The organism is Pedobacter frigidisoli, from assembly GCF_032678525.1.
In the GTDB taxonomy this organism is placed as follows: domain Bacteria; phylum Bacteroidota; class Bacteroidia; order Sphingobacteriales; family Sphingobacteriaceae; genus Pedobacter; species Pedobacter frigidisoli_A.
Genome location: NZ_JAVTSE010000001.1, coordinates 65,633 through 90,011, shown reverse-complemented (window position 1 = coordinate 90,011; position 24,379 = coordinate 65,633). Strand labels below are relative to the sequence as shown.

The window sequence follows — 24,379 nt, the reverse complement described above, 5'->3', positions numbered from 1 at the left end:
CATACCTATCTATCTATCCACCGTTTGAATAATAACGACTTATCTTTACTGATATAAACCTCAGTCTCCGGGAATTTTGACAGCACTAATTTTAGTTTGCCATTAAAATGATTCTGAATTTCTTTTATGCTATTTACGGAAACAAGATGCTGTCTGGAGGCTCTGAAGAACAGGTTTGGATCCAGCTGCTCCTCAACCTCATCCATAGTCAGATTAACAATATGTGTACTGCCATCATTTAATACAAGATGAGTATTTCTAAACTCTGAATAAATGAATTCGACCGTTTCAACTTTAACAGAAACATAACGGTCACCTTTCTGAATCAAAAACCTCGCGCGATAACTTCTCTCAGGGTCTTTTAACATTTTGAGTAAATCTTCAATTCCAGGCTCCTGATTCCTGGCTGAACGTACCTGATCATACTTTTCGAGTGCAGATTGTAATTCTGCTTTGTTGATGGGCTTTAGCAGGTAATCAAGGCTGTTGACTTTAAACGCCCGGATCGCGTATTCATCATAGGCCGTGGTAAAAATCACAAAACTGTTGATGTTGCAGGAAGCGAAGATTTCAAAGCTAAGGCCATCTGATAGCCTGACGTCCATCAGAATAAGATCTGGTTCTTGGTGTTCGGTAAACCAGGAAATGCTTTCTGTCACACTGCTCAAAACAGCCAATACCTCTATGGTGGAATCAATATTGGTTAGCATTTCCTTTAACCTTAGCGCGTTATGCTTTTCATCCTCTACAATTACTATTTTCATCATTCTTCCAGTTTAATTAAAGGCACACATACTGTATACAACTCGCTGCATTCAGTGACTTTCGGCAATTGATCGGTTAATAATCTATATCTGTCTTCCACATTTTTCATACCCGTAGACGTCGATGGTACATTGAAATTTAATCTTTGCAGCGTATTAGTCACTTTTAAATAGTCATGTCCGTTGTTCGCGATTTTAATAATCAATGGCTTGCTGGATGATGCGATATTATGTTTAATCGCGTTTTCGACCAGGAGCTGTAAAGTTATCGGTGGAATGGCTTTGCTTAACGAGGCTCCGCTGACATCCACTTCCAGTATTACATTTTCACCAAAGCGAATCTTCATGAGGTAAAAGTAGGTTTTGGTGAATTCTATTTCTTCTGCTACCGAAACCATATTTTTTTTGACATTGATAGTCATATACCTGTACACATCGGAAAGTTTCTGTAAAAAAAGCTGAGCAGTATCATCATCATATCCGATCAATGCAGACAGCGTACTAAAACTATTAAAAAGGAAATGGGATCCAGTTGCATCCGCAACGACTGCAATTCAAATTCCATCGCTATCCTTTCCAGCTCTTCTGCCTTGATGATGTGATCAAGGGTTTCTTCCCGGGCATCCCGCCATTGCTTTAGAAGATAATAGACCGTTTGACCTGCACTGGTAAGCAATGAAACCAGTACCGTAACTGTGAATGAGGACGTAAGTGAATTGGCATAGACTTCGGATGCAATCGATTTTTCAAAAACGAACACCATCAGACGAATGTAGCAATAGGAAAAAATGACGGTGCCTGTAACCATAGCGCCAAACTGCACTACCGATCTTTTAAGCGGATCATCTTGCCACGGCATATGCCTGTCTAGGAACTTAATGATAAGGATACTGATTTCTGATAGCAAAAAACAAAATATCAGGCCATTGATCACCTCCAGCGAAATTTCTTCAGTGGTGTAGGATTTGTACCACGCTTTTCCCGGCCGCAATAAATACGCCAGCAAGTAGAATCCTATAAATTGTACAGGAATCAACATTAAGCGCAAATTTATTTCCTTCTTTTCTCCAGTCAAGTTTGACATCAGTGATTATTGATTATACAAGATTATTAAAAATGGATAGGTTACATTCATTCGAACTGACTGAGCTGGAAAAATTGGTAACTGGACCATCCTTGATTGCATCTGAATCATCTCCAGGCCTCAAATCATATCGGCAAAAGTTCAGGGATAATTTAAGCTTATTCAGTCGCCAAATCAAGCCTTTCAGTCAGTTTTTAAACTTGTGATAAAAAGCAGACTCTAGATTTGCGCCATTAATTTCAGATCATGACCCTTTTCAAGCCCTTTTTAACTGCTGTAATAATATGTCTGTTATTTCAGCAATCTTCGGCACAGAGCGATAGTCTTCTACGCGACGCCGGACTGGAACAATTGACGCAATATGCACTTCGGCATAAACCCGGAGTAAAACAATCCTACATTGACCAGGAGGTTGGAGAAAGGGATATTAAATCTGCCCTTTCCGGCTGGCTGCCTCAGGTTAACGGAGATGCGAGTTTTAACCATAACATCAAACAGCAGGTTAATGCACTCACTACTGATGGGCAAACAAATTACATTGTTTTCGGCACTAAAAATGTTTCTTCCGTCGTGCTGTAGGCGGATCAGAAATTTTTAGATGCTGGTTTGATTCAGGCCTCGAAAACGGCAAAATATTACAGGCAGCAGTTTAGACAGAACACAGAAAACAATCAGATTAATACCGTAGTTGATGTAAGCAAAGCGTACTATGATATTTTGACAAGTCAGGAGCAACTCAAAATCATTAATGAGATCATTGCCCGGATAGAGAAGCAGCTGAAAGATGCAAATAGCCAGTATTCCTCGGGACTTGTGGATAAAACTGATTCACAGCGTGCACAGATCAGCCTGAGCAATTCCATTGCCGACAGGAAGAGAACGATTGAGCTGCTTAAATCTAAATACGCTTATATAAAATCGCTGATAGGTTACCCGGCAGAGGCTGAGCTGACTTTAAGTTTTGACAATGCGGCCATGGAAAATGGTATCCTGTTAGATACTACAACAGTGCTGGATTACAACAAGCGTGTCGAATACCGGTTACTTGAAACGCAGCAGAAACTCCTGGGGATTAATACATCTTATAATAAACTTACTTATTTGCCAAGACTATCGGGATTTATCAACTACAGTTGGAATTACCTGGATGATAATTTCTCCAGCCTATATCAAAACGCTTATCCGGGATCTATTGTAGGCTTAAGGCTTACTATGCCAATATTTCAGGGCACCAAACGCATCCAGGAAATTCGAAAAGCCCAGTTACTGGAAAAGCGCGGGGAGCTGGACCTGCAGGAATCCAGGAACAATATCAATAGCCAGTTCGAGAGAGCGATGGCCACCTACAAAGCGGGGCTTAACGACTGGAAAACAGCAGGTTCAAATGTAAGTCTGTCAAGGGATGTGTATAAGACTATCAAACTTCAATATGACGAAGGGATTAAAACATATCTTGATCTAATGACCGCAGAAAGCGACCTGCGCACCACTCAACTATATTATTTAAACGCATTATACAACCTGCTTTCTGCTAAACTGGATGTTCAGCAGGCATTGGGAACCATCAATATTACTCCATAATAACATGAAATCATATCAAGCAAATCTATCGCGGCCCATCATTGCACTAATGCTATTGGCCGGTTGCGGAAATAATAAACCAGCAGCACCTACTGCCCCACCGGCAGTAGCAGTAACAACTCAGAAAGTTACTCAGGAAATGATTACGACAACTGATAGCTATCCAGGTGTTGTGGTACCGTTAAATGAAGTGGAACTAAGAGCAGAAGTTGGTGGTTCAGTTACTGCAATCTTTGTAAAAGACGGCCAGAAGGTTTCCAAAGGCCAAAAGCTTTATGAAATTGACCGGACAAACTATCTGGCAGCCTATAATTCTGCGAAAGCAAACCTGCGGGTAGCGAAAGCAAATTATGGCAAATTTAAAAAGGATGCTGAACGATATACTAACCTGGCCAAACAGGAAGCTGTGGCCAAACAACGGGTAGACTATGCATTGACCGACCTTGAAAATGCAGCTTCGCAGGTTGCAGTTGCGGAAGCTGCAATGGAAATGGCAGCAGCAAATTTGAAGCGCTCGGTAATTGTATCCCCTTTGAGCGGCACAATCGGTATTTCGCAGGTAAAACCAGGTGCATTGGTTGTACAGGGTAGTACCCTGCTCAATACGGTATCAACTAATGACCCTATCGCGGTAGATATTTCCATCAACCAGCAGGATATCAATAGATTCCTGAAACTGCAGGGAAATTTAGCGGTAAGGGATTCAATCTTCAGTGTTGAACTACCTGATAAAACAACTTACCGCCTAAACGGAAAAATAGTTGCGGTTGACCGCTCGATTGATCCGACTACAGGGACATTAAAGGTGCGGATCAGCTATCCAAATCCAACCGGAAATCTGGTACCGGGAATGGTGTGTAAATTAAACGTGCTTAATAAATCAAAAACACAGCAAGTTACCATTCCCTATAAGGCGGTAATGGAACAACTGGGAGAAAATCTGGTATATCTTGTCAGCGACAGCAGCAAAGCGCAACAAAGGCTGGTTAAACTGGGAAGTAAATTTGGAGATAAGGTTGTGGTGACCAATGGACTGAAAGCTGGCGAAGTTGTGGTAACTGAGGGTTCCCAAAACCTGCGGGCAGGCACGGTGGTGAAAGCGCAATAGTGACAACTTTAAATTTCGAACAACAATATAGAAATACATGATCTCAGAAATATTTATAAAACGCCCGGTCACATCGATTGTGATATCGATACTTATTGTGCTTGCGGGTGTACTGATCTTAACAGGGCTACCGATCACGCAGTATCCTAATATCGCCCCGCCCACGGTAACTGTAACGGCAAACTACACTGGAGCTGATGCTCAAACTGTGGAACAAACCGTTACCACGCCGATTGAAAGCCAGATTAATGGTACCCCGGGAATGAAATACATTACCTCCAATAGTACCGCTGACGGTCGATCGAATATCACGGTGACTTTTGAAGTTGGAACAGATATCGATGTGGCGGCTTTAGACGTACAAAATAGGGTTGGAATAGCAGAACCTTCGCTTCCCGAAGCTGTGAGGCGTCTTGGGGTAACCACAAAGAAAGCAAACACAGATTTGCTACTGGTATTAGGATTATATTCTCCCAACAAGACCTACGATAGTAAATATCTTTCTAACTATGCTAATCTGTATCTCAAAGACGCCCTTTTACGAGTAAAAGGTGTTGGCGACGTGATGTCCTTTGGCCGGCCCTTCAGTATGCGTGTATGGCTCGATGCGAACAAAATGGCAGCGAAAGGTATCACGCCGTCTGATGTTTCCACAGCAATTGCCGAACAAAATGCAATTATTCCGGGTGGTAGTGTAGGTGGACCGCCGCTCAAAGGCGACCAGACATTTGAATTTTCAATCGTTATGGACGGTGCACTTAATAAGGCAGAGGATTTCGAGAATATTATCGTTAAAGCCACGCCTGATGGAAACGTTGTCCATCTGAAAGATGTCGCCCGCGTTGGATTAGGTGAATTTGCTTACAATATCACCGCAAAACTGAACGGTCAAACCTCAGCCATGATGGGCATTAACCAAACCCCCGGTGGCAATGCTTTGGAGACGTATGAAGGAATAGTAAAGGCGCTGGAAGAGGTTAAAAAATCTTTTCCTGCAGACATGGATTACAAGATTGGTTATGAATCCGTTTCAATTGTTAAAGTATCAATAGACGGCGTAATCCATACCTTAGTTGAAGCGTTGATATTGGTGACCATTGTGGTTTTCTTCTTCTTGCAAAGCTGGCGTGCAACATTAATACCTGTTTTGGCTATCCCGGTCTCTATCATCGGAACATTTATTTTCTTTAATTTACTTGGCTTTACTGTTAATGTGCTCACGATGTTTGGGTTTGTACTGGCCATAGGTATTGTTGTTGATGATGCCATAGTTGTGGTTGAGGCCGTACAGCATTATATGGATCATGATGGGTTATCTGCAAAGGAAGCAACCAGAAGGGCAATGAAAGATATCACCGGACCGGTGATCGCCATTGCTTTGATTCTGGCAGCAGTATTTGTTCCCGTTGGTTTCATCCCGGGTATGGTTGGACAACTTTATCAACAGTTTGCAGTAACGATTGCAATTTCTGTATTAATTTCAGCATTCATTGCCCTATCACTTACTCCTGCACTTTGCTCGCTGCTACTGACCAAATCGGAAATCAAGGCAGATTCACGGGGGCTTAATAAATTCTTTTTCAAATTTAATAACTGGTTCAATAATGTCACCTCTAAATATTCTCGCGGGGTTCAATGGTCTTTGAAGAAAGCACCACTGATGATCGTCATATTGCTTTGTATCTATGTCGGAACGATCGGGATGTTCCAGTATAAAGCCTCTGGTTTTATACCGGATGAGGATGCCGGTGCATTTATCATGGGGGCGACACTGCCGGAAGGGTCGTCGATGAACCGCACAGAAATTTTTTCCAAAGACCTCACTGAACGTATTAAAAAACAATATCCTGAAATACGGGATATTGTTGCCATCACTGGATTTAATATTCTCAACAGTTCATTCAAATCTAACGCAGCAACATTTTTTGTTCAGTTGAAGCACTGGAATGACCGAAAAAAGACCGCATCTGATATTGTTGCAGGCGTTTCGGCCATGTTTGCGGGAGAGAAAGCCGGAACGGTTATCGCTGTTCAGCCGCCACCCATACCAGGGCTTGGAATAAGCGGTGGGTTTAGTATGCAGATACAGGAACTGCAGGCTGGTGATGTGAAAAAATTTGAGGGCGTAGTTGGTAAGTTTCTGGGTGAGGCTAATCAGCATAAAGATATTGGAATGGCTTACACCCTTTTTACTACTAATACACCCAACTACCAAATCACGGTAAACAGGGAGCAGGTTAAAAAAATGGGCGTATCCATTGGGGCAGTCTATAGTACGATCTCTGCTTATTTTGGAAGTAGTTACATCAACGACTTTACCAGGTATGGAAGAAATTTTAAGGTAATCTCACAGGCTGACACCTCATTCAGAGGAAAAATTGAAGACATCAACAACTTGTATGTCAAAAACATGGCGGGAGCATCGGTTCCAATTTCTGCAATGGTATCTTATAAATTGGTAGAAAACCCTGCCATTATTAATCACTATAACCTGTTTCGTTCTATAGAAGTAAACGGTGCCGCAAAACCAGGTTCAAGTAGTGGTAATGCACTAAAGGCATTGGAAGAAATTGCAAATAAGGAGCTTCCATCGGCTTACCGTTACGATTTCACGGGTTTGAGTCAGCAGGAACAGGAAGCTGGAAATGCAACAACTGCCATCTTTGCGCTGATTATCATCGTAGTATTCCTTTTGCTGGCATCCTTATATGAAAGCTGGTCAGTACCGTTTTCTATTCTGCTAAGCGTACCATTAGGTTTATTTGGGGCAATTTTAGCATTGACCTGCCTGCCACATCTAGACAACAATATTTATGCTCAGGTGGGCCTGATCACATTAATCGGACTTTCGGCTAAGAACGCCATCCTGATTGTAGAATTTGCGAAAGAACGTGTGGATTGGGGTATGCCTGTTCTGGATGCTACGATAGAAGCTGTCAGGCTAAGACTGCGACCAATCGTCATGACATCTTTGGCATTCATTCTGGGTGTCCTCCCTTTAATTGTATCACACGGCGCAGGTGCTGTTTCAAGACAAACTATTGGGTGGACAGTGGCCGCAGGGATGCTGACTGCAACCATCTTTGCCCTCTTTATTGTTCCGGTGCTATTTGTATTGATCACTAAGTTAGCCTATGGGAAGAAAAAGCTAGCTGAGATGGCAGCTAATTATCACCCTGAAGATCACAAAGATTCGCTTCATGCAGAATAGTTTGCCTTAAGACCTATTAGCTGGGGTATTGTTTAATACATCAATCAGCTAATAGGTTAATGTATGACCGTAACTGCTTTACTCTATATTGTTAAGGATTCAATGTTGGTGCAGATTGTTTCAACGAATCGGTTATTCTTGAAGCATCTTTACCAGGGATGCTTACCTCCTAGTATACTATTTTCTGAAATATGTAGTGCAAATAGTATCATTCAAAATAACATATAATTTTTATCTTGTTTTCGAACACAAGAAAAGTGGATTTGAACACTTGTGACAATTTCATTTGACTGAACTTTGCATTATAATAAAATAGTTAGTCGCCTTAAAATGAAACGAGACAATGAAACATCTGCTTTTAACAATCCTTTTTCTTAATTTTTGTACCCTGTTATTTTCACAATCGAAAGCCGATGATATTGTTGGTGTATGGTACAGTAAGGTAAAAGAGGGCAATGTGCAAATATTTAAGAACGGTGAAAAATACTACGGGAAACTGATCTATTTAAAAAACGCTGTCGATATTGATGGAAAACCCGTTTTAGACATTAACAATCCTGACAAAGAAAAACGAAAAATGCCGCTGGTAGGCATTCTTTTATTGAAAGAAATTACATTTGATGACAAAAAGAATAGCTGGAAGGGAAAGCTTTATGATTATGATGGGCAGAAGGGTAATACCTATGACTCTTATCTAACCATTACTAAAAACGGCAGCCTCAATATTAAAGGCTTTTGGGGAATCTCTTTCTTTGGCTTAAATCGCGGACTGACTTTGAAAAAAGTTGATGTGAAATAATCTTATATTTAAATCTTTTAAATTGCCCGGAATGAATCAGCAGCAGCCTTACCGAATAACAACAATTAAGGATTACCATAAAATACTGGGTATAGCCAATCCTGAGCATCCGATGATTAGCGTGATAAACCTTACTGAAATAACACCATATCGAAGTGAGGAAACAATCAGGGTGGTTTTTGATTTTTATATTATCTCACTGAAAAAGGTGGAAGAAGGAGATGTGCATTATGGTTATGGACAACAAAAGTATGATTTCGATGATGGCATACTATTTTTTATAGCTCCTAACCAGATATTTTCATTTAAAGCTGATGATGCTTTTAGGAGTGCGGGAAGTATGCTGCTGATTCATCCTGATTTCCTGTGGGGCAACCCATTAGCCAAAGCCATTAAAAAATATGAGTTTTTTAATTACGCGATAAATGAAGCACTTTTTGTTTCTGAAAAAGAAGAAATTGTTTTGAAAAGCCTTATCAAAAATATCGAGCAGGAATATCGTTCACATATTGATCAATTCAGTGAATCGATTATGATCTCTCAGATTGAATCATTCCTCAATTATTCAAATCGGTTTTATATGCGTCAGTTTCTTACCCGTAAAATATCTGGAAATCAAATACTGGATAAACTGGAAAAAATTCTTGACGACTATTTTAACAATGAAGACATTATTAATAATGGATTGCCTACCGTACAGCATATTGCGCAACAGCTCAATTGTTCTCCCAACTATTTGAGTGGTATTTTGAAAACGCTTACTGGTCAAAATACCCAGCAGCACATTCATGGAAAAATCATTACAAAAGCAAAAGAAAAACTTTCCACTACTACACTCACCATTGGGGAAATTGCTTTTCAGCTGGGATTCGAATATCCACAGTCGTTTAGTAAATTGTTTAAGAGTAAAACCGAACTTACTCCGGTTGAATTCAGGGCATCATTTAATTAATTTTAAATTATTAATCGCTTTATGTTGGATTTTCTAGCGCTATTGAAATCGAGAAATGAGTGCTTATTTTATTTTGGGATGCTATGCCTGTTCCTTGCAGTTTTAATCCTGATCCTATCAAAAATTGTGTATATACAGATGAACGGGTTAAATGCATGGTACAAACCGGCCAAATTTGCGCTGTCTATAGGGATTTTTAGCTTAACGATGGGATGGTATACCGGATATCTTGATTCTTATAAATATATCAGCATATACAATTGGTCATTGATTATCTTCCTGGGGTTCGAATTGTTTTACATCACACTTCAGGCTTCCCGGAGTCAGCTGTCACATTATAATTTCAGTTCGAATTTATATACTTCACTTACTGTAGCAATGGCTATTGCAGCAATAGCTGTTACCTTGTATACCGGTTATATCGGTATCCTATTTTGTACCTACAGGTTTGCCACCCTACCGGATTATTACGTTTGGGCCATTCGGTTAGGAATCTTTTTATTTGTTATATTTGCTTTCGAAGGCGCTGTGATGGGTGCAAATGGTTCTCCCAGGATAGGTGCTGATTACGGTAAAACAATACCTTTCCTGAACTGGAGTCTTAAATATGGCGATCTGCGCATCGCCCATTTCATCGGAATGCACGCTTTGCAACTGTTGCCATTACTTGCTGTTTATCTAATCAAAGACCTTAAGATGGTTATTTTTACTGGCTTCCTGTACGCTGTGCTTGCGTTGTTTTGCCTGGTATTAGCGCTTAATGGTAAGTCTTGGCCGAATGCCCGGTCTTTTACTAAAGTGGGTAAATTCCATTGAAGCCTGAAATTAAAAAAGGGGATGGTCATCCGGCACATACCCCTGAGCCTGCTCAGATGCTTAGGTTCGCGAAAATCCTGTTCCTCGAGCTACATCAGTGCACTTGATAAGGTCATAACTATTGTGCCAGCTATAGTGGCACCAAGTAATATGATTAGATAATTTTTGATATCATATATCTTTAAAATTTTCCGATTGTTCCTTACATCAACTATTTGCCTTATTCATAAAGCTTTTGCTCCGAAGTAAAATATGCAGTACTACCCCCGATGGTTTCTGATTTAACGAGCTTCCCTGTGGGAGACCTTTCAATCTTTGCCCCGTGAATTTTCATGAAATCGCGCAGCTCTCCCCGCAGCATCAGATGTAAGCCCAGAATATCGCTTTTGCCAAAATGAAATTGTAAGGTTTTGCCTACACGTGCTACTTTTTCCAATTTTTGCCCTTCCAGCTTGCTTTTAAAGCTCAGCAGATGAGACATTGATTTTTTTAGCTACGATAACGTCGAGCTTTTCTAATTTTTTACCCTTAAACTTATGGTTGAGAATACTGGCAAAGACGGTAAGATCAGGTAGTTCGGCCATAAATTATTTATACGCTTAAATATTTTTTGATTTCCCTTACAGAATTGCCATTAAGCGCTATTGCGCCTTTAAGCGTATCAACGTCGATTTGAAATTGCGCTGCCCAGTAGGCTAAATCATTCGGGTCATCTGCATTTATTTCACGGTGTTCTGACTGATCATCGAAAGGCTCTAACGTATCATCATCGTCTTCGATGGCGTATCGTTCTCTGATCTCATCTGGATCTGGCACTTCACCCATGTTTGGATTTTGATTTTCTTCCATAAGTTTAAAACAGTTTGGCTTAGGTTAAGTTCTGTACAAATTAATTCGACTTTTATAACAATCTCAAAACTATTTACCTACGCTTATGTTAGAAATTCGAATAAGATGATTTATTAGAAACAAAAAGTGATGAATACAGGAAATATAGAATATTTAAACCTTCGGGAATTAGCTAACGAGGACTATGAAATCATTGATGGAGAAGCGGACATTACTGGGTGGCCTGTAGTTGACGAAGGTCAGAATACTGTTGGAAAAGTTAGAGATTTACTTTTCGACCTGGAGCAGAATGCCATCCGGTACATTATTACGGATCTTGAAAATAATGTTTCGTCACCTCCGAATAAAGCTATTCTGATTCCTATAGGAATTGCAACGCTTGGAATTGATAAAAAAGAAGTTATCATACCAGTAATGGATCGTGAACAATATAACCTGATGCCAAACTATATTATTGGGGAGGTTACAAGGGATACGGAAATGAAAATCAGATCAGCGATTGGCAGTCCGGCAGCCTTGAGGATAGAAGAAGAAATTGTAGAAATTGATCATGCTGAATTTTACCAGCACCACCATTTTGACAGGGGTAATGTAATTTCGAGAAAGCAAGAGCTACCTACTGCTGATTTTGTTCCCCAATTAATTGCTGAGGACAGGAAGGAAGAAGAAAATACTATTCACCAGCTTATAGATCATGCACGATCAGAAACAAAAACTGAACAGGAGGTGAACCAACAGGCAGTGGAAGACCATGAAGGTTTTACGGTGAATACATCAGAAGGTACATTTACCATCCAACCACAAACAAACGGAACCTACAGGGTTTTTGAAGGAGAGCGTAAGATTGGGGTGATATATGCAGAGCCTGGTCATGACGGCAGCAAATGGCAAACAATGGATCATTTAGATGAACGCCTGGTAGTGAATTTAGGGGACGCAATTGCTGATCACAACACATCCAGATCAAATAGTTAAAAGAAAACATTTCACTTATTTCTTGAAGTTTTATGGGAAAAATTTTTGTTTTAGAAGACGACAAGGATATCAGAGAAGTAGTTACGATGATGCTTGAATCTGAAAATTACACAGTCGTTTCATTTGCAAATGTACACGATTTTATGCAGCGCGATACGAATGAAATACCAGATCTGTTTATCCTGGACGTGATGCTGCCAGATGGTTCAGGACTGGATGTTTGCGGAAGGCTAAAGGCAGAAAGTAGTTTGGCGGATGCACCTATTATCATTATGAGCGCTCATGCGAGTGTAGAAGAAGTGAAAAATGGCTGCGGTGCGGAAAGTTTTATCCAAAAGCCCTTTGACATGGATTTTTTCCTGGGTAAGGTACGTTCGCAAATCGAAAAGTCTGCTTAACCATATCGATCGGATACATTGATTCACACTATTTTGACTGATCTGCGAAAGGTTAGCGTATCCGCATGGTTTACAATATCGTACCAGCCACTTCATTCAGAAATGACTACTGCATGAACTTAGCTACGGCATTCAAAATCAAATTATTTTAAGTGCAACTGCAAATTTAGGAAGCTTACCATCTTCGGGCAGGAAAACATTTAGGCCAGTCTGGTTACGGATAAACTTCAACGGACGGCCTGTAGATACCATGGTGACCTGACTGATTTTTCCCGGATAATAAGTGCTTTGATCTGCCAGACTTTTGATATGAATAAAATTCCGGCTAAAATCTGAAGACATTACTGTTGCATATAAGGTGCCATCCTTAGTCACAAATCTTACATCCTCTTCGGTGAAAGGCTTGCCCTTACCTTCGTTAAAACCCTGTGCAGAAAGTGCCGCCGCGCCCAGCTGCGCTGGCCCTTCACCAAAAATTACCCACGGCCGTGTGCCATATATACTTTTTCCGTTCTCCCTCATCCAGCCACCAATTTCATTAACGATTTGTAACTCCAGCTCATCCATAGTACCATCACCTCTCAAAGGGACATTAAGCATCAGATTTCCGTTTTTGCTTACCACATCAATCAGGGTATGAACCACCGATCTGGCACTTTTGTATCGCTTATTATCGTAAACCGACCTGTTGTAATGCCAGTCGCCAATGCAGGTATCAGTTTGCCACGGGAGGGGCTCTATACCATTACTCTGGCCACGTTCAATGTCCCATACCATCGCCTGTCTTTGCTCCCCGTTTAATATTTTGCCGGTAATTACCGCCTGCAAACTACCTTTATCCCTGATACTTTTATTGTAAAAGTGCGACGCAATTTTTAAACCGGCATCGTCTATCGGCCATAACGGAAACTGCGAATCATCAAAATAAATCATATCAGGCTGATATTTATCAATGAGCTCGATGGTACGATTGTAGAATTTCTCGATGTATTTTTTATCAGGTTTACTTACGCCGTTACCCCAATCCCATTGCCTGTGAATCATTCCATTATCATAACTGTTTTCACTCAACTGATGTTGCTGGGCATAGAGTTCCTGTGGATCAAGTCCATCCCACCACATGCCTTTGCCTTGCGATTTAGTCAGGTTACCATCGTAAGGTATACCTGCATAGGGGCCCGATTTGTCCGAGCGTTGTGCGGTTTCCATCCAGCTCCAGGTATGGGCAGCATGCACACTCACCGCAAAATGCAACCCTCTTTTTCTGGCGGCGGCAGCCCAGCCGCCAACAATATCTTTTTTTGGCCCCAGTTTAGTTGAATTCCAGTTCTTTTGAAAACGGCTGTCGTACAAATCAAAATTATCATGGTGGTTGGCCAGCGCCATGAAGTATTTTGCACCCGAATGATGATAAAGATCAACGATGGCTTCAGGATCCCATTTTTCGGCCTTCCAGGTGTTAATTACATCCTTAAACCCAAATTTTGAAGGATGTCCATATTTTTTAAGGTGAAATTGATACTGGCCAGACCCTTCCATATACATGTTTCTTGCGTACCAATCCCCTGCCTCAGGCTGGCACTGAGGCCCCCAGTGAGCCCACATGCCGAATTTGGCATCTCTGAACCACTCCGGTGTAACATATTTTCTTAAGGATGGCCAGGTTGGTTGAAATGGATTTTTGGTCTCCGGGCTGGTTACCATGTTTCGTATTAGGGCGGCACTGGCATTATTCGCTAAATAGATGCCTGGGAGGCTCGTGGTAAGAAGTTTAAGCAGGGTACGTCTTTTCATATATCTGGTTAAAGGGCAATACTCAAATATAACAGGTATGATTAAAAAACATTTGCATCATTACGATAAATGTTTGTACTAATCCGACTTTTGCAATAGCTAGTAACTATAAAAAAAAATGCAGGCGACATCCGTCAACCTGCATTGTCATCACTAACTATTAAAATTTGGATACTATTTTCCCTGGAAAATTTCCTTGATTTTTGTCTCCAGTGCTGCTCCACGCAGTTCCTTGGCAATGATTTTTCCGGTAGGATCTATTAAGAAGTTCATTGGGATAGCTTTGACCTCGTAAGCCTGAGCAGCCTCGTTTTCCCAGCCTTTTAAATCGCCCACCTGTTTCCACGTCAGATGATCATCTGCAATAGCTTTGATCCATTTAGCTTTATCTGCTGCTTTATCTAAAGAAACACCCAGAATTTCAAAGCCTTTAGACTTATATTGTTCATAAACCTTTACCAGGTTTGGATTCTCCCGTCTGCAGGGGGCACACCAGGAAGCCCAGAAATCAATCAATACATATTTACCGCGATAGTCGGAAAGCTTTACGGGCTTTCCATCAATATCTGGCTGGGTAAAATCCTGAGCTGCAACGCCCTCTTGTGTTTTTTTAAATGTAGCTATACGTTCTGCCACCTGTTTGCCGAAATAAGAGTTACGGAGTTCAGGACTGACAGTTAGGAAGATTTTTTCCATCTCTACTGCATCAAAGCCTGGAGCAAGTGTAGAATTAAGTGCCATTAACGACATGTACTTATCCGGATGTTGTTTAGCATAACCAATTTTTGCATCGAAAATCTCTTTTTCTATTGCCCGGGCCCTTTTTTCGAGATCAAGAATAAATGTGTTATCCTGCTTCTTAGCTTCAGGAGCATCAGCATATTCCTTATTTAATCCTTGTAGCTTTGCATAAATGGGCCGAAGTAAATCATCTACGTGCCTGCTTTCGTCAGTTAAGGTAGAACCTTTGATGACAGCTGTTTTTACTGAATCTTTGCCGTTAATAGTGATATTTTCATTTCCTAAAATGAGACCAACGCCATCTACTTTGATTCGTTTTCCGGGAGTGTCTATCACATTGTCGTGTTTTAAGCGAATGGTAGCCTCCATGGGTGAAGGAACGGATCCCTTGAAAGTGAAAGAACCATTTACCAATGCAACCGAATCTAGCTGCTCTTTTCCCTCCATTTTGATGAGCAAAAATGCTTTTGCCGGTTTCCCTAACTTGCCTATTTGTCCTTTGATCGTATATCCATTCTGTGCGGATGCGCTCATGGCCACTAAAGCAACCATAACGGCTAATATTGTGTTTTTCATAGAATTATTTTTTGGAGTTTTTGTTTGTTAATGTTGATTTTTTCACACTGCCTGCTGCAAGCAGTTTATCGTAAGCAGATTGTGTATTAATGATGGAAAGTGCGTTGCTAAATGTGCTGCTTGACTCGTTACGAACCCTTAAGGCATACCCTTTACCAGTATATAACATTTCAGCAATTGCTGCTTTTAGTTCCACGCCAATGGTTTTTCGTAGCACCGGATCGTTCTTTGATGGTAGCTTGATGCCCTGGGCCATGGCGCCATCGATGATTTTATCGATCAGCTGCTCATCCGGAGAGAATGTTTGGTCGAAGGTTTCAAATGAAGGATATTTTGTAGTCAGTGAGGCTCGGTTTTGTTGTACATCATTGAAAGCTGCCTGGCTTAGCCTTCCACTGTTCATTAGCCTGTTGAGCCAGCGGCTGTAAATTGCCGTATCAATTGGCACAAACTGATCAGGCATTATACCACCTCCACCATAAACTGTACGCTTGTTTTTTAAAGTGGTATGTTTAAGTGAATCTGGGAAATTAATATGGCCACCTTCGGTAAGTTCTCCCGACGCCATTCTCCGGTTGAAATCTTCAAAATAATCGGTTTTTCCTTTTGCATAAGGTTTTTGAATCGACCTACCTGAAGGCGTGTAATAGCGTGCTGCAGTAAGGCGTATTACGGAACCGTCGCTCAGTTCAAGCCCTTTTTGCATCAGGCCTTTTCCAAAACTTCTTCTACCAACAATTACTGCCCTATCCCAGTCCTGTAGCGCACCAGTAAGTATTTCACTTGAAGAAGCAGTAGACTCATCGATCAGTACCACCAGGTCTCCGGTCATGAACTGCCCAAACCCGCCCGTTAAATAATGATCTTTTACACCAGAATTCGTGACTGAGTAAAACACCATACTCTCTTTTGGCAAAAACTCATCTGCAACACCAATGGCTGCCTCAACCAAACCACCCCCATTCGACTGCAGATCAAGAATGAGCTTTGTCATGCCTTGCGCCTTTAGGTTTTTAAGTGCAGCATCCATTTCCCTACGCGTAGACTGCGAGAAAATCGACAAAGAAATGTAGCCAACATTTTTACTGACCATGTAACTGGCGGCAATGGAAAGTTCGGCAATCTGCTCCCTCATCACGTTGAACTCCAGAGGTGCATTTTGTGCTTTACGGATAATACTCAATTTAACTGCCGTTCCCTTCTCGCCTCTCAGCATGTGCATAACATCCTGATTTTTGAGCTTTTTACCGAAGATGCCTGCACCATCAACCGCGTTGATTCTGTCGCCCACCAGTATTCCGGCTTTGGCAGCAGGCCCGTCAGGATTAACTGCGGTGACAAATGTACTGTCAGCAACCATAACGAAAGTAATTCCGATACCGGCAAAACTGCCTGTCATAGAAGTTTTCATGGCTTCCACATCTTCGCGGTTAATGTAACTCGAATGTGGATCGAGGTCACCGAGCATGGCTTTGATGGCCGCATCAACAACCTGCTCATCATTTACCGGATCAACATAGTTATCCTGAATTAATTTAAGCGCATCCTGCAATTTAGCCTTTGGATTCATTTGCGCCTGTGTAGCAAAGCCCATCAACATGGCCGTTATGCATAACACTGTTATTTTCGTTTTCATAATTTATTTCTCTGCTCTTAAAATTTCCACAGCCATTGAAAGCTCATCCCGAAGCTGGCTCGGGCTGCCCGAATAACCTTCAGAACTGTATCTGACCACACCATTTTTTACAATAATTTTCCTTGGGATTGCAGAAGATTTGAAAAGCGGCACCAGGCTTTTGAACACCTGATCCTGTTCTCCTTTGGGCCCTATAGCATCGTGCAAAAGGTTGAAGCGAAAACCTTCCCCCCGCACATAGTTTACCGATTTGGTTTTATAGTCGCCAAACTGCATGGTACCAATCATGTAAACCCCAACTTTAGGATCTTTTGCATATTGATCTACCAAAAGCTGCATGCCGGGAAATGCCATAATGCATGGGCGGCACCAGGTGGCCCAGAAATCGATTACCACGATTTTATCTGCCCAGTCTTTAGAGTTGACCATCTTGCCATCTGCATCTTCCAGGCTGAAAGGAACCAGGGGATAATTAACCATGTTTGCCATTACATGTGCGCGCATTTCTGCTTTTTTATCATCAGGCATTAGCGAGGCAAGATATTTATCGTAGCCTTCCTCTTTACCGTTGTGTTCAGATTGATAAAGCAGTTTTAACTTATCAAACATGGCTGGTGTAACTGCATTGGCTGCCACACTTTGCTCCAGCAATGTTTTCAACGATTTCTGATCATCCAAGTGCGTTAAGATATTCAGGTGAATGGCATTCAAATCAGCATTACTGTACGGCCCGGATTTCGATAGATATTGGAAATAATGATTTCCCCCGGCATAATCTTCCTGGTTATTGGCTAAAAAGATGTGCGTGAATAAACGATCATTCATCTGGTTATCGGCATTCTCCTGCGCTTTCTGAGCATCATTTCCGAAATCAATAAGGTAAGACTGATCTTTTTGGCGCTGGAGCAGATAAGGGATAATTTTATTACTTACTGCATAAAGCATTTTACGATCTACCTTGCCCATCATTTGCCCTTTGGTAATATTCCAGCGGTAGATTTCATTGCCGGTTTTAAAATTGATATCCTGGTAAAGGGAGAGAAATTTATCTATTTGATTGGTTTCGAAGTAATGCGCACCTAAGCCTCTGTAAATGGTGTAATAAATGTATTCCTGGTAATCGGGTGCATTTTTCCATTCAGCATAAGGGAAATTTTGAAGATAGGCTTCCACATCAGCCTGGTAATTTTTGCTGTTTGTAGCTTTTTGGTAAGCTAAAAACCTCGATGTAGCACTTTTAGGATAATCTTTATAAATGAGCTGCTCTACACCATCAGCACCTTTATCATTTTTAATTTTAGTGTAATAGCGTTGCATCCCTGCAAGAAGTTGCTCGTTAAGATTTCCTTTTTTGATTTCACTTTTCATCACACCATCTGCAAAAACATCAAAATCTGCTGGCGACATGGTAATGCGCTTAAGATCGAGGTAGTTAAACAAAGTTGACCGGAACGAGCCAGAGGAAAGTTTCTCTTCCAGTCGCAGCAACGAATCAATCAATTTTGCATTCTTAACCGGGGTTACAAAACTGTTTAAACTCCACTCTCCGGTTGTACCTGAACGAAGAGCAGCCTCAGCAAGGTAATTCCCGGAAACACCCTTTTTGCCCGCCGACAGTACCTTGCTGTAATAACCTTTTCCTTGGTTATTATCTAAGGCCTCAGGAGTTACCGCTTCACCCTGATAAAATTTTAAAGCTATAAATGAAGCGTTTTCCGGCAACATATAATCTCCGGTCCAATTGTTGTTTTCTTTCTTCAAAACAACGGTATTGGTTTTCCATTTCGAACCATCGTAAAATGCCACCATTGCTTTAGCATCGTCGCTAAATTCTAAATCGCCCCCTTTAGGCTGGTAAGAAAAGGTAATTTGTTTGTTTTGCAGGGGTACTGCAGGATTGAAACTTAGGGTTTGTGCCGCCAGCTGCTGCCCAAAAAACGGGCAAAGCAGTAGCAGACATTTTTTTAAAAAATGTTTTTTCATAGTGATATCAGCTTATCGTGGATTTTGTTCCAGCTCTGGGTTTAAAAGAATGTATTTGTCGCCAATTGGGTATAGATAACGGTTGGAATTGGGCTGCAAAGTGTAGTCGGCACTTTTGAAATTTCTGGTTTTGGTTAAAGCAAAGTCCGCATCGAGGTTCAACCGTTTCTGATCAAACCAGCGCAGTCCTGTACCGAAAAACTCTTTTCTTTTTTCTTCCACCACCAACCGCAATGCATCGGCGGCACTTGATGCCGTAACAGGCACGTAGCTAGCGGTAGTGAATCGTTTGATTCGTAAACTATTTACTAATGCCACCGCATCGGTAGTTCTGCCCGCCCTGGCCAGGCACTCGGCTTTAATCAGCATCATTTCTGGCACCGTTGGACCGTTGTTGATGACAAATTCATTTATCAGGTATTTACATGATGCCCTTCCGGTAAATGCAGTACTGAGCTGTGTACCAAAGCGGCTTCTCACATCAGTAAAAAGTTTGTAACGCAAATCGTTTGCACCCATAGACGTGAGCAGATCGTTACTTACCGGAATAGCTGTATAAGCCACATTCGCAATTTTTGAGAAAATAACTTCAGGATTGCTTAAGCGTACAGGGATTGTACTGGCTGCGCTTTCATAGGTTTTCAAATCAAGCAAACCATTTTGTAAAGCTAAAGCACTATCTGCATACAAACTTGCATTGTTAAAATCGCGCATGTTCAGGTATGTTTTAGCGAATATAGCATAGGCAGAAACTTTTGCCGGCCTCACATTATAATCTGGCAGAGCAGGTAAGCGACTTACAGAAGATCTTAAATCTTTCAGGATAAGCGCATACACATCAGCAACCGAAGCCCTGTTTAATTTGGTGTATAAATTGGGTGTGGTTAACAAAGGTACCCCTAAATCAGCTGAGGCTGTAGCCGCGTTATATTGCTTGCCATACATGTTGACTAAAATCAGGTATGCATAGGCACGGTGCACCAAGGCTTCGGCATAAAGCTTTTGCTTTTCAGCTTCTGTGCCATCCTGCGAAGTCAAGACACCTTCCAACACTTCATTGCAGGTGTAAATGGTTTTATATTGCTTTTCCCAATCGCCATCACTCTGCGACTCTGAAGTATACTTTGCTGCCCAGATATATACGTTACTTAAAATATCGCCAAGGCTATTCTGCCTTGTGGCATCGTTAATTTCAGTATCATCGCCCGATAAAATAGGGTAGGAAAATGTTCCTTCAAGTACACTGTTATTATTTAGGGTGTACCTGAAATCAGAAGTATATTTCAACGTCCTGATAGACAGCTGATCTATTTCTACATATTTTCTGCAGCCTGCCATGGCAACAGCCAGCGCAAACCAAATAATTAAATATCTTTTTTTCATGTTAATTAAAGTGTGGCGTTTATTCCAAAAACATAACTTGGTGTAGGGGTTACACTACCGAAATTTCCGGTGTTGATAAATTCAGGATCAATCCCATCCTTATTTGCCCGCCAGACAATTCCCAGATTCCTGACGTTGGCTGAAAGGGAAATTGATTTTACTGTGTTACGTGGCAGGAACCGTTGCGGAACATTGTAAGATAAGGAGATTTGCTGCAGGCGGATATTATCTGCACTTCTTACCAAAGCATCAGAAAAGCGGTAGCGGTTGATACTATTAAAATTTACCCCTGTTATTCCCGGCACATCGGTAGTCGCCTCATCACCTGGTTTTCTCCAGCGTTCTGCCAGTTCACCCTGACGGCCAAGTACGCCCGTATAAGCAAAATCGGCTGTGGTTGGATAATTGGTAATGGCATTTTTTAAGAATACATGTCCAAAATAACCGGTAAACCTGATACCCAAATCCAGCTGACCATATTTGAAATTGTGGTTAAATCCTGCAGTGTAAGGGGCATACCGCCGGCCTACATAAGCTAAATCTTCTTTTGTAAACGAATTGGTTAAGTTGGTTGTATTGTTGATAATGTTATTGTTGCGGTCGTAAATCTGCGCTTGACCTTTATTATCAAGGCCTGCCCAACGGTAAACATAAAGCGAACCTAATGGCATCCCTTCGATAGTAGCGCTCGTACCCGCAATTGTGCTCGCATTATTTGCATACCTTAACTCGGTAACCTTGTTGGTATTGTATCCAAAATTCAGCAAGGATTTCCAGCTGAACCTTCCTGCTCTTAATATTTCAGCATTGATAGAGAACTCGTAACCATTTCCGCTTAATGTACCACTATTGAAAGATAAATTAGACCAGCCATAAGTTGCATTATAGGCGAATGCAGCCAATATTCCTCTGGTACGTTTGGTATACACATCAAAACTACCGCCTAATCTGCCTTTAAAAAATCCAAAATCAACACCTAGGTTGGCCATTTTGGTCGTTTCCCAACCAAGATCAGAATTTGCTGGTGTTTCAATGCTTGCAATAGATTGTCCGGTTCTGAAATCAGTTCCTGTGACATTAATAATGGCGATATTTGTTCCTGCCTGTGGTACAACACCACTTGTACCCAATGTAGCACGAACGCCAAAAGTATTTAACCAGCTTAAATCTTTAATAAATTCTTCCCTGTTTGCATTCCATCTTAATCCCAGAGACCAGAATGGAACCGCCCTTTTGCTTCTATCCAACCCTAAAAGTGTGTAATCATCAAAGCGAACGCTACCTGTTACAAAATATTTATCATCATAGCTGTAAGATGCATTACTGTAATAGGATAAATAACGTTTTCTGTAGCTGGTTAAATTACTAAGGTTTGCACCCAGCGATTGGGAGTAACCGTACATGGTTGGATATTGTACGGTGGGGTTAACGGTAATAACCGAACGTGTATCTGCATTGTAGCCATACCTGGTTTCTGAAGTATTATCAGAAAAGGTTTCTCTTATTTCGGCGCCCGCGATGGCATTGATCTGATGTTTATCAGCAATCTTCAAATCAGCATTTAACTGCCCTCTGTAGGAAGTTTCAGAAGACGTTCTCCCATTAGTGATATATCTGCCCCCGTAATTGACCGTGTTGGAAGCTTTACCATTCAATAAAACCGTAAACGTGTTAACCAGGATCCGACCTGCGTAACTGTTTAGCTCGTCCAGGGTGTATGCATTCTCTATCATTCGCTGGTTGGATACCGATACATCAGCATTTAACCATTTGGCGATTTTACCATTTAAACCTGCACTCATTCTGAAAACATTGGTTTTATAAATAGAGTTGGAATAATTTAACTCATCTAACGTGTTATAGGTAAAAGGAAGATAACCTTGCGATACCATCGTATTGGCTAAAGATTCACGGATAATGATGTTTCGTCCGATACTATTACCATTGGCATCTAACAATAAGTCATAAGGACGAAGTGCCGTAGTGCTTACTGAAAGCGCATTAACTGCCGCAGCGTTGTACTGAGATTTTGAATACTGGTAATTAATTAAAGCCCTCAGGGTAATTTTCTTGTTCAGAAAATCGGTTGAGGTATTGGCATTAACGAATGCGTTTTCGCCATAGTTACTTTTAAAAATTGGGGTATCTTTCGTGTAGTTGCCAGAGATATAATAGGTACTGCTTTCTGACCCACCTGAGTACGAAAGATTGTACTGGTGGTTCACCGCGTTCTGCAACAAATATTTTTCTATTTGCGCCATTCCATCTCTCGATCCGATTTCTGCCAAAGCTGCATCTCGCTGGGCAATTGTAGCCGTGCCGCGTTTTACTTTAAACATCCATTCGGTAGCCTCACTATTATTTGGCGTGTAAATGGCACTCGATGCTGGCGCCGCTGCCGGATCTACAAGCAATCCTTTATCAACCATTTCCTGCTCCAAATCAATATACTGGGCACTATTCATCCAGTGCAAATCGGCGATAGACGGATTTTTAGAGATACCGAAAAGGTAACTTACATTTAAGGACGGTGCTATCTTTCTGCCTTTTTTAGTTTCAATTACAATTACGCCATTTGCAGCTCTTGAACCCCAGATTGACGTTGCAGAAGCATCTTTTAAAAATGTAATCTGCTCTATATCCGCGATATTTACATTACTGATGACTGAATTGCCAAAAGTATTCCCGCCAACCTGCTTAGTAAGCATTGCCAAATCGCTTGAATTCATTAATGGAAACCCGTCCAGGACAATCAGCGGAATGCCACTACCGCCGCTGTAGTTATTTACGCCACGGATTTGAACACTATTTCCCTTGATATCGAATTTAACCCCGGCAACCTGCCCTTCTAAGCGTTCGAGAATATTAACAGCAGGGTTTGCTTCCAGTTCCTTACCTGAAATTACGGTGTATGCACCTGCAACCCGCTCTTTGCTAATTTTTTGATAACCATTGGAAACTACATTGATATCTTCTAAAACAGCAGATACTGGTCTCAGTGTTACTAAATAAGTGATGGTTTTTCGATCAACAAAAATTTCTTCGCCTTTATACCCCAAATAGGAAACCTGCAGTACATAACCATTTGCGGGAATATCTTTGATCACCAATTCCCCTGCTTTATCGGTAACATACATTTTATTTATGGTTTTATTATAAACATTAGCGCCTGGCAAGAGTCGGTTTAATGAATCTCTGACCACTATTTTAACATTATGGTCGTCAATGATATCAGTTAGTTTATCGATTGCATTTCGTTCTTTGATGATGATGGTTTTACCGTCGACAGAAAAAGTCAAGTCCTGGGCGTTAAGAGATTTTTGAACTGCCTCAAAAACGTTTACCTGGTTGACGCTAATAGATACTGGTTTGGCATTCAGTACAATGTTAAGATCATAGATAATATCGTAACCACTTTGCTTGCGAATTTCTTTGAGCACCTTCTCTAATGGCACACTTTTTTCTACAATAGAAACCCTTTGCGCCATGGTTGCAGCGCTGAGTTGTACCAATGCGGTTAAAAGGATCACAGCTGTTAGTCGCATAACACGTAGCAGTTTACGGAACTGCCTGGCAGGCAGCCGGGGTGAAGTAAAATTTTTATACATTTGTTTGTTTGGTTATTGCACAGGCCAGAAGTTCGAAGGTCGGGCCCTATGCGGTTAATAGTTGATAATTAATTGTCGACAGCCAGATTTATCCAGGGATGCCTGCAAGCATTCCTGGTTT

General features: G+C 41.2%; 19 protein-coding genes and 1 pseudogene. 9 read left to right on the top strand and 11 right to left on the bottom strand.

Annotated elements, in window-relative coordinates:
• Window positions 1-5: 5 nt before the first annotated feature.
• The 3 genes from R2Q80_RS00360 to R2Q80_RS00350 are packed head-to-tail and all read right to left on the bottom strand — an operon-like array spanning window position 6 to window position 1,803.
• A complete protein-coding gene (locus R2Q80_RS00360; protein ID WP_316797679.1) occupies window positions 6-767 on the bottom strand; it encodes a LytTR family DNA-binding domain-containing protein in 762 nt (253 codons plus the stop codon).
• The gene (locus R2Q80_RS00355; protein WP_316797678.1) at window positions 764-1,252 is read right to left on the bottom strand and encodes a sensor histidine kinase; all 489 of its coding nucleotides are present in this window, start codon (window positions 1,250-1,252) and stop codon (window positions 764-766) included. The genes R2Q80_RS00360 and R2Q80_RS00355 overlap by 4 nt, the downstream gene beginning before the upstream one ends.
• The gene (locus R2Q80_RS00350; RefSeq protein WP_316797677.1) at window positions 1,249-1,803 is read right to left on the bottom strand and encodes a hypothetical protein; all 555 of its coding nucleotides are present in this window, start codon (window positions 1,801-1,803) and stop codon (window positions 1,249-1,251) included. Before R2Q80_RS00350 ends, R2Q80_RS00355 begins: the two co-directional genes overlap by 4 nt.
• Before the next feature lie 291 nt (window positions 1,804-2,094).
• Between R2Q80_RS00350 and R2Q80_RS00345 the strand changes: the two are divergent.
• The 7 genes and pseudogenes from R2Q80_RS00345 to R2Q80_RS00315 all read left to right on the top strand — a co-directional run.
• Window positions 2,095-2,697: pseudogene (locus R2Q80_RS00345) on the top strand (TolC family protein); the annotation flags it as partial.
• A gap of 126 nt (window positions 2,698-2,823) precedes the next feature.
• On the top strand, window positions 2,824-3,429 hold the full coding sequence (locus R2Q80_RS00340) for a TolC family protein (protein ID WP_316798522.1): 606 nt from the start codon (window positions 2,824-2,826) through the stop codon (window positions 3,427-3,429).
• A 4-nt stretch (window positions 3,430-3,433) separates the two neighbouring features.
• Entirely contained in the window at window positions 3,434-4,537 is a 1,104-nt protein-coding gene (locus tag R2Q80_RS00335; protein WP_316797676.1) for an efflux RND transporter periplasmic adaptor subunit, read from the top strand.
• 37 nt (window positions 4,538-4,574) lie between these two features.
• Complete coding sequence (locus R2Q80_RS00330) at window positions 4,575-7,748, top strand: multidrug efflux RND transporter permease subunit (RefSeq protein ID WP_316797675.1); 3,174 nt, start codon at window positions 4,575-4,577, stop codon at window positions 7,746-7,748.
• Window positions 7,749-8,091: 343 nt separating this feature from the next.
• Entirely contained in the window at window positions 8,092-8,547 is a 456-nt protein-coding gene (locus tag R2Q80_RS00325) for a DUF2147 domain-containing protein (protein WP_316797674.1), read from the top strand.
• Window positions 8,548-8,578: 31 nt separating this feature from the next.
• Window positions 8,579-9,499 carry a helix-turn-helix transcriptional regulator gene (locus R2Q80_RS00320; RefSeq protein ID WP_316797673.1) on the top strand — a complete coding sequence of 307 codons (921 nt, stop codon included), beginning with the start codon at window positions 8,579-8,581 and terminating at the stop codon, window positions 9,497-9,499.
• Window positions 9,500-9,637: 138 nt separating this feature from the next.
• Window positions 9,638-10,315 carry a hypothetical protein gene (locus R2Q80_RS00315; RefSeq protein WP_316797672.1) on the top strand — a complete coding sequence of 226 codons (678 nt, stop codon included), beginning with the start codon at window positions 9,638-9,640 and terminating at the stop codon, window positions 10,313-10,315.
• Window positions 10,316-10,535: 220 nt separating this feature from the next.
• Here R2Q80_RS00315 and R2Q80_RS00310 read toward each other — a convergent pair whose 3' ends face one another.
• Window positions 10,536-10,796, bottom strand: coding sequence for a DNA-formamidopyrimidine glycosylase family protein (locus R2Q80_RS00310; protein ID WP_316797671.1), 261 nt, complete (start codon window positions 10,794-10,796; stop codon window positions 10,536-10,538).
• Between the two features lie 110 nt (window positions 10,797-10,906).
• Window positions 10,907-11,164: a DUF3606 domain-containing protein gene (locus R2Q80_RS00305; protein WP_316797670.1), complete on the bottom strand. Its 258-nt coding sequence runs from the start codon at window positions 11,162-11,164 to the stop codon at window positions 10,907-10,909.
• 129 nt (window positions 11,165-11,293) lie between these two features.
• On the opposite strand from R2Q80_RS00305, the gene R2Q80_RS00300 reads away from it, so the two are divergent.
• Window positions 11,294-12,139 carry a PRC-barrel domain-containing protein gene (locus tag R2Q80_RS00300; RefSeq protein ID WP_316797669.1) on the top strand — a complete coding sequence of 282 codons (846 nt, stop codon included), beginning with the start codon at window positions 11,294-11,296 and terminating at the stop codon, window positions 12,137-12,139.
• Between the two features lie 32 nt (window positions 12,140-12,171).
• On the top strand, window positions 12,172-12,537 hold the full coding sequence (locus R2Q80_RS00295; protein ID WP_316797668.1) for a response regulator transcription factor: 366 nt from the start codon (window positions 12,172-12,174) through the stop codon (window positions 12,535-12,537).
• A gap of 138 nt (window positions 12,538-12,675) precedes the next feature.
• Here the strand turns inward: R2Q80_RS00295 and R2Q80_RS00290 are convergent, their stop codons facing one another.
• The 6 genes from R2Q80_RS00290 to R2Q80_RS00265 all read right to left on the bottom strand — a co-directional run bounded on the left by R2Q80_RS00290 (window position 12,676) and on the right by R2Q80_RS00265 (window position 24,258).
• Complete coding sequence (locus R2Q80_RS00290) at window positions 12,676-14,331, bottom strand: alpha-L-fucosidase (protein WP_316797667.1); 1,656 nt, start codon at window positions 14,329-14,331, stop codon at window positions 12,676-12,678.
• A 174-nt stretch (window positions 14,332-14,505) separates the two neighbouring features.
• Window positions 14,506-15,648, bottom strand: coding sequence for a TlpA disulfide reductase family protein (locus R2Q80_RS00285; protein ID WP_316797666.1), 1,143 nt, complete (start codon window positions 15,646-15,648; stop codon window positions 14,506-14,508).
• A 4-nt stretch (window positions 15,649-15,652) separates the two neighbouring features.
• Window positions 15,653-17,284 (bottom strand): S41 family peptidase, encoded by a 1,632-nt coding sequence (locus R2Q80_RS00280; protein WP_316797665.1) that lies wholly within the window; start codon window positions 17,282-17,284, stop codon window positions 15,653-15,655.
• Window positions 17,285-17,287: 3 nt separating this feature from the next.
• On the bottom strand, window positions 17,288-19,267 hold the full coding sequence (locus R2Q80_RS00275; RefSeq protein WP_316797664.1) for a TlpA disulfide reductase family protein: 1,980 nt from the start codon (window positions 19,265-19,267) through the stop codon (window positions 17,288-17,290).
• 12 nt (window positions 19,268-19,279) lie between these two features.
• Entirely contained in the window at window positions 19,280-20,650 is a 1,371-nt protein-coding gene (locus R2Q80_RS00270; RefSeq protein ID WP_316797663.1) for a RagB/SusD family nutrient uptake outer membrane protein, read from the bottom strand.
• Window positions 20,651-20,655: 5 nt separating this feature from the next.
• The gene (locus tag R2Q80_RS00265; protein WP_316797662.1) at window positions 20,656-24,258 is read right to left on the bottom strand and encodes a SusC/RagA family TonB-linked outer membrane protein; all 3,603 of its coding nucleotides are present in this window, start codon (window positions 24,256-24,258) and stop codon (window positions 20,656-20,658) included.
• Between the last annotated feature and the right edge of the window lie 121 nt (window positions 24,259-24,379).

What these genes read in the sequence shown, in the direction of transcription:
- R2Q80_RS00315 (WP_316797672.1), top strand. Translation starts at nt 9,638, where the DNA reads ATGAACGGGTTAAATGCATGGTACAAACCGGCCAAATTTGCGCTGTCT.
- R2Q80_RS00320 (WP_316797673.1), top strand. Translation starts at nt 8,579, where the DNA reads ATGAATCAGCAGCAGCCTTACCGAATAACAACAATTAAGGATTACCAT.
- R2Q80_RS00265 (WP_316797662.1), bottom strand. Translation starts at nt 24,258, where the DNA reads ATGTATAAAAATTTTACTTCACCCCGGCTGCCTGCCAGGCAGTTCCGT.
- R2Q80_RS00335 (WP_316797676.1), top strand. Translation starts at nt 3,434, where the DNA reads ATGAAATCATATCAAGCAAATCTATCGCGGCCCATCATTGCACTAATG.
- R2Q80_RS00275 (WP_316797664.1), bottom strand. Translation starts at nt 19,267, where the DNA reads ATGAAAAAACATTTTTTAAAAAAATGTCTGCTACTGCTTTGCCCGTTT.
- R2Q80_RS00325 (WP_316797674.1), top strand. Translation starts at nt 8,092, where the DNA reads ATGAAACATCTGCTTTTAACAATCCTTTTTCTTAATTTTTGTACCCTG.
- R2Q80_RS00305 (WP_316797670.1), bottom strand. Translation starts at nt 11,164, where the DNA reads ATGGAAGAAAATCAAAATCCAAACATGGGTGAAGTGCCAGATCCAGAT.
- R2Q80_RS00270 (WP_316797663.1), bottom strand. Translation starts at nt 20,650, where the DNA reads ATGAAAAAAAGATATTTAATTATTTGGTTTGCGCTGGCTGTTGCCATG.
- R2Q80_RS00360 (WP_316797679.1), bottom strand. Translation starts at nt 767, where the DNA reads ATGATGAAAATAGTAATTGTAGAGGATGAAAAGCATAACGCGCTAAGG.
- R2Q80_RS00300 (WP_316797669.1), top strand. Translation starts at nt 11,294, where the DNA reads ATGAATACAGGAAATATAGAATATTTAAACCTTCGGGAATTAGCTAAC.
- R2Q80_RS00290 (WP_316797667.1), bottom strand. Translation starts at nt 14,331, where the DNA reads ATGAAAAGACGTACCCTGCTTAAACTTCTTACCACGAGCCTCCCAGGC.
- R2Q80_RS00310 (WP_316797671.1), bottom strand. Translation starts at nt 10,796, where the DNA reads ATGTCTCATCTGCTGAGCTTTAAAAGCAAGCTGGAAGGGCAAAAATTG.
- R2Q80_RS00340 (WP_316798522.1), top strand. Translation starts at nt 2,824, where the DNA reads ATGGAAAATGGTATCCTGTTAGATACTACAACAGTGCTGGATTACAAC.
- R2Q80_RS00285 (WP_316797666.1), bottom strand. Translation starts at nt 15,648, where the DNA reads ATGAAAAACACAATATTAGCCGTTATGGTTGCTTTAGTGGCCATGAGC.
- R2Q80_RS00280 (WP_316797665.1), bottom strand. Translation starts at nt 17,284, where the DNA reads ATGAAAACGAAAATAACAGTGTTATGCATAACGGCCATGTTGATGGGC.
- R2Q80_RS00295 (WP_316797668.1), top strand. Translation starts at nt 12,172, where the DNA reads ATGGGAAAAATTTTTGTTTTAGAAGACGACAAGGATATCAGAGAAGTA.
- R2Q80_RS00330 (WP_316797675.1), top strand. Translation starts at nt 4,575, where the DNA reads ATGATCTCAGAAATATTTATAAAACGCCCGGTCACATCGATTGTGATA.
- R2Q80_RS00350 (WP_316797677.1), bottom strand. Translation starts at nt 1,803, where the DNA reads ATGTTGATTCCTGTACAATTTATAGGATTCTACTTGCTGGCGTATTTA.